Below are 9326 nucleotides of genomic sequence, written 5' to 3' on the forward strand. Positions count from 1 at the left end.
GTCTTATCCGGCCTACGGTTTACGCGTTTTTCAGCACTTCGCTGACGATCTCAACCGCTTCTTTTTCAATCTGCTTGCGATGTTCTTCACCGAGGAAGCTCTCGCAGTAGATTTTATAAGCGTCTTCGGTGCCGGACGGACGAGCGGCAAACCAGCCGTTGTCAGTCATCACTTTCAGACCGCCGATAGAAGCACCGTTGCCCGGTGCCGCCGTCAGACGTGCGGTGATCGGGTCGCCCGCCAGCGTGCTGGCACTCACCATTTCCGGAGACAGCTTAGACAGCGCCGCTTTCTGCGCGGAGGTCGCACTTGCCTGCAGGCGGTTGTAGCTCGGCGCACCAAAGCGGGCAGCCAGTTCGTTGTAGTGTTCCTGCGGATTTTTACCGGTCACTGCGGTAATTTCTGCCGCCAACAGGCACATGATGATGCCGTCTTTGTCGGTCGACCACGGTGTACCGTCGAAACGCAGGAAAGATGCCCCCGCGCTCTCTTCACCACCAAAGCCAAAGCTGCCGTCGAACAGACCGTCAACAAACCATTTAAAGCCAACCGGCACTTCGACCAGTTTACGCCCTAAATCATTCACCACGCGGTCAATCATCGCCGAGGACACCAGCGTCTTACCAACGGCAACGTCTTTGCCCCACTGCGGACGATGCTGGAACAGGTAGTTGATCGCCACCGCCAGATAGTGGTTCGGATTCATCAGCCCTGCCGGGGTGACGATACCGTGACGGTCGTAGTCTGGGTCGTTGGCAAAGGCCAGATCGAACTTGTCGCGCAGCGCCAGCAGGCCCGCCATCGCGCACTCGGAGGAGCAGTCCATGCGGATAGCGCCATCTTTGTCGAGATGCATAAAGCGGAAAGTCTGATCAACGTGATCGTTAACGATAGTCAGGTTCAGGTTGTAGTGCTTAGCAATACGCTTCCAGTATTCGATACCGGAACCGCCCAGCGGATCGACACCCAGCGTCAGACCCGCTTTTTGGATCGCCGCCATGTCGACGATGTCAGCCAGTCCTTCAACAAACGGCTGAACCAGATCCTGCTCTGTTACATGACCAGATGCCAGCGCAGCGTCCAGTGACATGCGCTTCACGCCTTGCAGACCGTCAGCCAGCAGCGCGTTGGCTCTGTCTTCCACCACTTTGGTGACGTTGGTATCTGCCGGACCACCGTTTGGCGGGTTGTATTTAATGCCGCCATCTTCCGGCGGGTTGTGGGACGGCGTGATCACAATGCCGTCAGCCAGCGGGCCGCCTTTTTTGTTGTGGACCAGGATAGCATTCGACACAGCAGGGGTTGGCGTAAAGCCGTTATTTTCCTGCACGATGACGTCAACGCCGTTCGCCGCCAGCACTTCCAGTACAGAGATAAAAGCCGGTTCAGACAGCGCGTGGGTATCCTTGCCCACATAGCACGGGCCAGTAATCCCGTTTTTCGCACGTTCTTCAGCAATCGCCTGAGCGATAGCCAGAATATGCGGCTCGTTAAAACTATGACGACCTGCACTGCCACGATGTCCGGACGTACCGAACTTAACGGCGTGCTCAGCGTTCCCTGCTGTTGGTTTCAGTACATAGTACTGTGCCGTCAGTTGGGCGACGTTAATCAAATCACTCTGTTGCGCAGGTTGACCTGCACGGTTGTGGATTGCCATTGCCTGGTCCTTCTAATGCAAGGATTAAATTGTTCCGCAAACCTTTTCAATCAATTCCGCAGGGAATTGCATTGACTGCATGATGTGTTCAACCATGCTGCATTTACGGCCGGTATTGGTGTTGGTGATCACCCAGTACGGCGTGCCTGGCACGTGTTTCGGTTTGGTTTGATTACCATTTTTCAGCAGCGTCTGTTCATCCGCTGCAAAATAAACGCGCGTACGGCCATGCAACGATTCCGTTGCTTCGGCGAACGCGTTTTGATCCAGTGAATAGAGTGTAGACAGCACCAGCATAAAGCGATTTACTGCTTTCTTCTGTTCCGCGTATTCGTCGGACAGCAGCAGTTCACGCATCGCGCGCACTTTATCTTTTACGGGGTTAACCGGCTTAGCTTCCACGACAGGTTGCACAGCGCGGACTTCTTTGACTACCGGAGTGACAGGCTGTGATGCGGCGGAAAATTTCAACATACGCCGTAAAATGTCGGATGCGCTCTCGCCAATATGCTTGGTGTGGCTGGCAATATAGCTATAGAGTTCATCATCAACTTCAATCGTTTTCATCTTAATCCAGTGCAGTGTTTAGCTGAATACAAGTTGTCGGGGTAAACACACGTAGTGTAAAGGCAAATCCCAACAGCGGATAGCGTCAAGCCTGGTGGCCAGCAAAACTCAGAGTAACCGTAGTTGTTGCAGCCATGTGGCAGAATGGTCAACATGATACCCTAACCCGTGAGTGTGAAAAAAAGAACTTTGCCATGAAATTGAATATCCGAGCGCAATCTGCGCAAAACCTGCACAATAATTCTCCCATCGTCCTGGTTCACGGCCTGTTTGGCAGTCTGGATAACCTGGGGATCCTGGCGCGCGATCTGGTGGTCGATCACGATATCATCCAGGTCGATATGCGAAATCATGGCCTCTCCCCTCGTTCCACTGAGATGAATTATCCGGCCATGGCGCAAGATTTGCTGGATACGTTGGACGCTCAGCAAATAGAAAAGGCGACCTTTATTGGTCACTCGATGGGGGGAAAAGCCGTCATGGCGTTAACCGCACTGGCTCCTGATCGTATCGATCGACTGGTGGCCATTGATATTGCTCCGGTCGACTATCATGTTCGCCGTCACGATGCGATCTTTACCGCTATTAATGCCGTAACCGATGCCCAGGCCACTTCGCGTCAGCAGGCGGCCAGCGTCATGCGTCAACATCTGCATGAGGAAGGCGTAATCCAGTTTCTGCTGAAATCTTTCGTCGACGGCGAATGGCGTTTTAACGTTCCCGTGCTGTGGGATCAGTATCCTCATATCGTCGGTTGGGAAACCATTCCTGCATGGGAGCACCCGGCGCTGTTTATCCCTGGCGGCAACTCACCGTATGTAACCGAAGCGTATCGCGAACAACTGCTGGCGCAATTCCCACAGGCTCGGGCGCATGTTATTGCAGGAGCCGGTCATTGGGTGCATGCGGAAAAACCGGAGGCGGTGCTACGCGCCATCCGTCGTTATCTGAACGAACAGGTTAACTGATTAAAAACTCAGCGTCTGCGCGCGATTACGCGCGTGGGCGTTGGCGTGTCCCCCCTGCTGATGTATTATGGCGCGCTATCCATCCGGGCAGACGCCTGGCTGATTGTTTCCCCGAAGTCACCAAGATCATGGCCAAAGAACAAACGGACCGTACGACATTAGATCTGTTCGCGCAGGAGCGTCGCCCGGGACGACCCAAAACTAATCCGCTCTCGCGTGATGAACAGTTACGTATTAATAAACGTAATCAGCTTAAACGCGATAAAGTTCGCGGGCTTAAGCGTGTCGAACTGAAACTGAACGCTGATGCCGTTGACGCTCTGAACGAGCTGGCTGAGGCGCGCAACATGAGTCGCAGTGAACTCATCGAAGAGATGCTGATGACCCAACTCAGCACATTGCGCGGTCAGGCATAGTCTGAATTTTTGCTCTAAATCATAAATCGTGTAGCACAGAGTGCAGTCCTGCGTGTTTGCTGTTTCCGCATGCCTGACTGTTCTGCTATGATTGCCCTTATCCGTGGGCAATGCGCCACCACCATTTCAATAAGTTTCAAGAGGTTATTTTACTCATGGCAATCACTGGCATCTTTTTCGGCAGCGACACCGGTAATACCGAAAACATCGCAAAAATGATTCAAAAACAGCTTGGTAAAGACGTTGCCGATGTTCATGACATTGCAAAAAGCAGCAAAGAAGACCTCGAAGGTTATGACATTCTGCTGCTCGGCATCCCAACCTGGTACTACGGTGAAGCGCAGTGTGACTGGGACGACTTCTTCCCTACCCTCGAAGACATTGATTTTAATGGCAAACTGGTTGCATTGTTCGGCTGCGGCGACCAGGAAGATTACGCAGAATATTTCTGTGATGCGTTAGGGACCATTCGCGACATCATCGAACCGCGCGGCGCAACCATCGTTGGTCACTGGCCGACGGCGGGTTATCACTTTGAAGCGTCTAAAGGCCTGGCTGACGACGACCACTTTGTCGGTCTGGCTATCGATGAAGATCGCCAGCCAGAACTGACAGCAGAACGCGTAGAAAAATGGGTTAAGCAGATCTCTGAAGAGCTGCACCTCGACGAAATCATTAATGCCTGATTTCGTGCGGCGTAGATTTCCATCTGCGCCGCATCAATAGATAAAACCAATCAAAATAATTGCTACAAATTTGTAACTTTTTCGTCTGACCCTGTACAATGGCTGGATGCCAATCGGGTGTTGCACAGTGTGTTTGTCGGCGATACCACGTTTTGATTAACAATATATGCCAGAGACTTGCAGTTTTCATTTAGCCATGGCAGTTCTATAATGATACGCATTATCTCAAGTGCAATTTCTGTCACTTCTGTTAATGAAGTGAATCGTTTAGCTACAGGACAGATTCCGCATGACTGACAACAATACCGCATTAAAGAAGGCTGGCCTGAAAGTAACGCTTCCTCGTTTAAAAATTCTGGAAGTTCTTCAGGAACCGGATAACCATCACGTCAGTGCGGAAGATTTATACAAACGCCTGATCGATATGGGTGAAGAAATTGGTCTGGCGACCGTGTATCGTGTGCTGAACCAGTTTGATGATGCCGGTATCGTGACCCGCCATAATTTTGAAGGTGGTAAATCCGTCTTCGAGCTGACTCAACAGCATCATCACGATCACCTCATCTGTCTCGACTGCGGTAAAGTAGTCGAGTTCAGCGATGATTCCATCGAAGCGCGCCAGCGTGAGATTGCGGCTAAACATGGTATTCGTTTAACCAACCATAGTCTCTATCTCTACGGCCACTGCGCTGAAGGCGATTGCCGCGAAGATGAGCATGCCCACGACGGCAAATAATGTAATGCTTTCTGAAAAGCCAACCCTCCGGTTGGCTTTTTTTATGGGCGTGACTCGTCCTGAATAGCGTTGATACGTTCCTGACTTAAATCCGGAGAACGTGATGATAACTGAGTTCAAACGCACCCAACGTAATTTTCTTCTATCCTTTAAAATAGCCATCGTTGAGCAGGTCGAAAAAGGTGAGATGACCTATAAGCAGACCCAGCAACGATACGGCATTCAGAGGCGCTCCACCGTTCTTGTCTAGGGCCGGCTTGACTGGATCACCGGACTTTCTGACCAGGTGAAGAGGAAACAGCCTGTGGCTCAGACGATTGTCCCGCTTACACCCGAGCAAAGAGCTAGGGAGCCTGAAGAACAACTTGAACTGACAAACCAGAAAGTTGAGTTTTTTGAGTCGGTTATCAATATTCTGAAAAATGATTACGGGGTGAGTATCGTAAACCGATTGCAGATGAAGGGGTACCAGTTAATACACTCCCACCATTTTTTTCATTATATGAGTAGCTTCCAGAAAGACCGCTACCCAATGCGGTTATCCTTGAGACTCGGCACTCTCTCGATATAGGTGATGGTGGTGATAATGGCGCCAGAGCTTTAACTATTTGATCTGTAGACGCTCTATTTTGAGCCATCCACAAACCAAGGGATGCGCGATCGGTAGTTGCGTTCCCCATATTAATACTATTCCATGATTGAACCCTAAGGGATCTATCTTCCTAATAGGATTTAGCAGGTATGTATACGAGTTTAAACCGCCTTCCAGCCCTATAGGATCCGGGGTGATATACCGACCTGCCCCGGGCTGTAGTACCGGTGCCGGTTGTAATACAGCCCCGACTCCTCATCATACTGCTGCCCCGGCATTCTTATGAACTGGCACAACCGCTGTAGATTGTCTTCCCGCACCATGCTCGCCCACGAGTCAGGTTCCGCCTGAGTGTACTGAAACTCTCTTGACCAGAGTTAAATCAATACAATCCTCTGCGTAATATACAAGTCCAGCTTGTGGAGATTTCACCATTATCCCCGTTTTAAAATCGCCCCATTCATCTTTATCAAAACCTTTAGCAAACTCTTCGTTTTCAAAATGACAAACAACGACTCCGGTCATACCTCCCCCAAGAGTAACGATATCTCCTAGTAAAATATTGCTACCATCTGGATACTTCATACTCGATCCTTTTAAGGGGCAAATGGTTCTATAGGTATAGAACCTGTTGGAGGTGGAAGACCGTTAGCAGCATCAGCAGCACCACTTTCTTTCCAAAAACATTGACAATTATTAGGATTCTGATTTGCTTTGTACAGATTATAATGGTCGCCTGTATATGGATGGTGAGGCTTTCCTGGCGGGACCAGATCATGACGATATCCGATAGTTCCACGTGGTACTATGTCCCCACTAATCGTTTTACAAGGTGGGCAGGGCTTTTTTTCCTCACATTTAGCTAAATGTTCTGTTTTTGTTTTAGATTGTTCTGAATCCCCGGATGTTGCCAGCACCGTACCGCCTGCTGCCGCACTTCCCCAGAATAACCAGTTAATTCCTTCCAGTATGGCCGGAATGGCGAAAGCCCACAACCCCAACGGATCCACTTCTGTAACCGGATTTAATGGATACTGATATGGATTTAATCCCCCCTCCAGCCCAATCGGGTCCTGGGTGATATACCGCCCCAGTCCCGGATTGTAGTACCGATGGCGGTTGTAGTGCAGTCCGGATTCGTCGTCATACTGCTGGCCCGGCAGGCGGATAAGCTGTTGCAGATTATGTGGATTATCTTCCTGCAGCACGTTACCCCATTCGTCATACTCCGCACGCCAGCTGATGGCGCCGTCCTGGCTTATCAGCGCCAGCGGCAGGCCCCGGTGGTCGCAGTGGTACAGATGAAGCGTCCTTTCCGGAACCGGCAGCGGCTCCATCTGCGCCGCCATCTGTTCCGGCGTCAGGCCGCACCCGGCCAGCCACTGCCGGTTTTCATCGCTGATAACCCCGGCGCGCAGCTCTCCTTCCAGGCTGTCCAGCATCGCCCTCAGTGCCAGCTTCTCCGCCAGGCTCCGGTGCTGTGCCTTCGCCTGTTCAGCCGCGTCAGAGATCCCGGAGGACCTTCCACCATCTCTTCACAAACTTATGCATACTCCGTACAACGAACCCCTCACTATACGTTTCCGCCTACGGCACACGGTGATCTTGCCCTGCCTACCCTGTTGCGGGTAACGTTAACAGTGATGGTTATAATGCAATCCATATCCCTTCCTAATAGCACGATAATTTGTCGTAAACCGGACAGATCATCTTCATTATTCTAATTGCTATAAAAACAGCGACAAACTATGTTATAGATGACATATGCACCACTAATTAAAAATGCAAATGAGCAATAACGCAACCATCCTCCATCTGAATATAATGACAGAGATATAATAACTGATATTACAACACATATTATTGCGATAACGAATAATTTATGATACACATTATCATTAATAGCAGTTACGTTAATCACTATTAAGGCAATGATGGATAAAATTAATCCTATGCAAAAAAATAAAGTTTTCACTGTGATGTTCCACTATTTGTTGTAGTACTGCTTCCCCTTGATGATGATGCCCCTACACCCATTGTAGTAATAGCTCCTTTTCTTTCTGGTGGAGTAGCAGATTTACCAGGAGCAGATTTGAACTGACGTTGGCTCCTGCTACGACAAATATCATCATACCCATAGTAGCTTCGCTCCCCAATTTTCTTATCCATCATCCCCTTAAAGATTTTGTCTTGTTCAGCATTTGTTTTTTATAATCGACTATTACCCCTCCATGTGATACATCCTTATAAACCTCTCCGTGCGGGAAGTCACTCATCCCATAGCTATACGAATCATAAACGCCATTTGGATCACCAATATTTACACTTTGATGGAGATCTGGCTCACTTGGTGCCGCGCCTTCAAACCAAATATCCAGTCCTCTGGGATCAATAAATTTCACCGGATTATTAAATACGTAGCTATATAAATTCCATCCCCCCTCCAGCCCAATCGGGTCCTGGGTGATATACTTCCCTGCCCCGGATTGTAGTAGCGGTGGCGGTTGTAATACAATCCTGTCTCCTTATCCTCCTGCTGTCCTGGCAGCCGTATTAACTGATCCAGATTGTCCGGATTATCCTCCCGCAGCACATTAACCCCATTCGTCATACTCTGTCTACCAGGCAATCTTCCCGTTTACGTCAATCAGCACCAGCGGAAGGTAGCAGTGGTACAGATGAACTTTTCTCTCCAGCGTCAGTCCGCACGGTGCCAGCCAACGACGGTTTCCCCTTGCTGATTTCTCTGTAGCTTTATTCCTTTATGTGTTCTTTAATTAGTTCATATATACCCAAATATTTTCCAATTCTGGCAACATCCGCAGCTGTTTGTCCAAATTCATTTTTTATCAAAGGATTTGCATTCAGCTCTAGCAGGACCTTTACAGAATCAAGTGTTCCTCGCATTGCAGCTTGGTGTAATGGTGTATTCCCTAAGTCACCAATAGAGTTTACATTTGCACCAACTGATATCAAAATGTATATGTCTTCAATATTACCTTTCCTGGCAGCAATATGTAGCATGGTGTCGTCTACTGCGCCTGGTTGATTGACATCCAAAAGATCCATCCCTAAAAATTCGGCATGTTCTTTATATCTATCAATCAAATTTTTAATTTTTAATTTCTTTGCTTTTTTCATTTTGTACACTTTTTATTGTGTTCTTCTTTTAAATTATTCAAGCGCTGTCGCCAGCCGTCAAGCTTTTCATCATGACGACCTGGCAACCAGTTGGAATCCCAATTTTCATATAAATTGATACACTCCTTTGAGTGATCTATTTTTTTTGAAAGTGATGAACATTCGTTACTTCCCGGAGGTGGGGGAGTATCACAAAACATTTTTGCGTGTTCATATTCACTTTGTCTTCCACCATCCCAAGACGGACTGTTACTTTGTCCTGAAGAATTAGCTGAATTAGCCTGTATTTGTTGTCCTGCAATAGAGGCTGACAAACCCAATCCCACAAGTATTGCTTCACATCCTCCCGCAGCGCAGACGCCGGGAATTACCATCCATACTATCAGCCCCAGTGGATCTACCTCTGTGACCGGATTAAGTGGGTAGGTATAGGGGTTTAACCCGCCTCTTAGCCCTATCGGATCCTGGGTGTTATACCGTCCCAGTCCCGGATTGTAGTACCGGTGGCGGTTGTAGTGCAGTCCGGATTCGTCGTCATACTGCTGGCCCGGCAGGCGGAT

General features: G+C 49.1%; 10 protein-coding genes and 4 pseudogenes. 6 read left to right on the top strand and 8 right to left on the bottom strand.

Features of this window, described 5'->3' with window-relative positions:
- Positions 1 to 19: 19 nt before the first annotated feature.
- On the bottom strand, positions 20 to 1660 hold the full coding sequence (gene pgm / locus OGX96_RS22510; RefSeq protein WP_008784117.1) for a phosphoglucomutase (alpha-D-glucose-1,6-bisphosphate-dependent): 1641 nt from the start codon (positions 1658 to 1660) through the stop codon (positions 20 to 22).
- A 24-nt stretch (positions 1661 to 1684) separates the two neighbouring features.
- Positions 1685 to 2227, bottom strand: a complete 543-nt coding sequence (gene seqA / locus OGX96_RS22515) for a replication initiation negative regulator SeqA (protein WP_048214679.1) — start codon at positions 2225 to 2227, stop codon at positions 1685 to 1687.
- 194 nt (positions 2228 to 2421) lie between these two features.
- On the opposite strand from seqA, the gene ybfF reads away from it, so the two are divergent.
- The 6 genes and pseudogenes from ybfF to OGX96_RS22740 form a co-directional block, all read left to right on the top strand.
- Complete coding sequence (gene ybfF, locus OGX96_RS22520; RefSeq protein ID WP_198801886.1) at positions 2422 to 3195, top strand: esterase; 774 nt, start codon at positions 2422 to 2424, stop codon at positions 3193 to 3195.
- Positions 3196 to 3323: 128 nt separating this feature from the next.
- Positions 3324 to 3611 (top strand): LexA regulated protein, encoded by a 288-nt coding sequence (gene ybfE, locus OGX96_RS22525; RefSeq protein WP_003831362.1) that lies wholly within the window; start codon positions 3324 to 3326, stop codon positions 3609 to 3611.
- Between the two features lie 155 nt (positions 3612 to 3766).
- Positions 3767 to 4297 carry a flavodoxin FldA gene (gene fldA, locus OGX96_RS22530; protein WP_003022839.1) on the top strand — a complete coding sequence of 177 codons (531 nt, stop codon included), beginning with the start codon at positions 3767 to 3769 and terminating at the stop codon, positions 4295 to 4297.
- Positions 4298 to 4507: 210 nt separating this feature from the next.
- Positions 4508 to 4594 carry a ryhB-regulated fur leader peptide gene (locus tag OGX96_RS22535; protein ID WP_100247215.1) on the top strand — a complete coding sequence of 29 codons (87 nt, stop codon included), beginning with the start codon at positions 4508 to 4510 and terminating at the stop codon, positions 4592 to 4594.
- On the top strand, positions 4587 to 5033 hold the full coding sequence (gene fur / locus OGX96_RS22540; RefSeq protein WP_003022836.1) for a ferric iron uptake transcriptional regulator: 447 nt from the start codon (positions 4587 to 4589) through the stop codon (positions 5031 to 5033). Before OGX96_RS22535 ends, fur begins: the two co-directional genes overlap by 8 nt.
- Before the next feature lie 103 nt (positions 5034 to 5136).
- Positions 5137 to 5484, top strand: a pseudogene (locus OGX96_RS22740) (IS3 family transposase); the annotation flags it as partial.
- 252 nt (positions 5485 to 5736) lie between these two features.
- Here OGX96_RS22740 and OGX96_RS22550 read toward each other — a convergent pair.
- The 6 genes and pseudogenes from OGX96_RS22550 to OGX96_RS22640 all read right to left on the bottom strand — a co-directional run.
- A pseudogene (locus OGX96_RS22550) lies at positions 5737 to 5933 on the bottom strand (RHS repeat-associated core domain-containing protein); the annotation flags it as partial.
- Positions 5934 to 5961: 28 nt separating this feature from the next.
- A complete protein-coding gene (locus OGX96_RS22555) occupies positions 5962 to 6210 on the bottom strand; it encodes a hypothetical protein (protein ID WP_008784112.1) in 249 nt (82 codons plus the stop codon).
- Between the two features lie 11 nt (positions 6211 to 6221).
- Positions 6222 to 7133: pseudogene (locus OGX96_RS22560) on the bottom strand (RHS repeat-associated core domain-containing protein); the annotation flags it as partial.
- 660 nt (positions 7134 to 7793) lie between these two features.
- Positions 7794 to 8372: pseudogene (locus tag OGX96_RS22565) on the bottom strand (RHS repeat-associated core domain-containing protein); the annotation flags it as partial.
- 7 nt (positions 8373 to 8379) lie between these two features.
- The gene (locus tag OGX96_RS22570; RefSeq protein WP_050592484.1) at positions 8380 to 8766 is read right to left on the bottom strand and encodes an ankyrin repeat domain-containing protein; all 387 of its coding nucleotides are present in this window, start codon (positions 8764 to 8766) and stop codon (positions 8380 to 8382) included.
- Positions 8763 to 9326, bottom strand: a 564-nt coding sequence (locus OGX96_RS22640; RefSeq protein ID WP_353622035.1) for an RHS repeat-associated core domain-containing protein, incomplete at its 5' end; no start/stop codon positions are given. The genes OGX96_RS22570 and OGX96_RS22640, both read right to left, overlap by 4 nt.

The organism is Citrobacter sp. Cpo100, assembly GCF_030332595.1.
Classification (GTDB): domain Bacteria; phylum Pseudomonadota; class Gammaproteobacteria; order Enterobacterales; family Enterobacteriaceae; genus Citrobacter; species Citrobacter portucalensis.